The following is a 1,006-nucleotide window of genomic DNA, read 5'->3' as shown; positions in this document are numbered from 1 at the left end:
CGGCACGAACCTATGCACAGTTAGACCAAGCTATTACAGATGCTCTCGCTGCGGTGACACTCCAAGATATTATTGGCTGGTTTACCCACTGTTGTTGCTATGTTTCACCCAACTGAGAACTGCTGTAGATGCAAAGAAATCTGGGTAGTAGGAGCTAACCGTTATCGCAATCCTGAAGAAGATTTGCCATCAGATTTTGAGTCCCAAAGATTAGAATACTTTCAAGCCTTGAAACAACCGTCAGATGTTGAACTATTTATTACTAATCTCCAGCAACAAATGGATGAATCCCTGACATTATTGGCTAAAGAAATACCTAAAAATAAGTTAGTCAAAATAAAAACCAAGGGAAATTCTCGCATTTCGGTTTCTCTTTTAAATCCGCAAAGCGAACCGTATAACTTAACATACTTAAAAACTGAAATTACTCGGCGCTGGAAGATGACTAGCCTCCTAGATATTTTGAAAGAGACGGACTTACGAGTTGATATTAGTTCGCATTTTAAGACAGTTTCAAGCCGAGAAGTGTTAGACGCAGACATACTACAAAAACGATTGTTACTCTGCTTGTATGGTTTAGGAACGAATACAGGCTTAAAGCGTTTAAGTGACGAAATTGGCGATGATAATTATCAGGACTTATTGTATGTAAAGCGTCGTTTTATTCATTCTGACCAATTACGTAATGCTATCGCTGCTAACCCTCTTTTGTCACTTTCAGGAGAGTAAAATCTAGAACCTGCTTTAGCTCAGGATTTTGGCAAAATGACTACAAAGGAAGTCTGATGTGAGAAAATAAAGTTTAAAAGCTTTACATTACAAGCTTTTTCAAGTTTTAGTTTGTTTTTTCCTCTGCCTAGAGTGACAGAAGAAAGCTAACTTTCTTCTGTCACTCTAGGCAGAGGAAAAATAGAAATCGCTCCATAGCTCACTTAGAGATTGGAGACAATCAAACTGATTCATGATGGAGATTAGGCGAGGAAAACCAAGAGATAGTTGTGGGATG

At 38.4% G+C, this 1,006-nt stretch carries 1 pseudogene; it reads left to right on the top strand.

Annotation, left to right across the window (positions count from 1 at the left end):
- Positions 1-126: 126 nt before the first annotated feature.
- Positions 127-696, top strand: a pseudogene (locus tag AC2VE5_RS28820) (Tn3 family transposase); the annotation flags it as partial.
- Between the last annotated feature and the right edge of the window lie 310 nt (positions 697-1,006).

Source organism: Aliterella sp. E5.1 (genome assembly GCF_057473825.1).
This window is presented reverse-complemented; position numbering and strand designations above follow the sequence as displayed.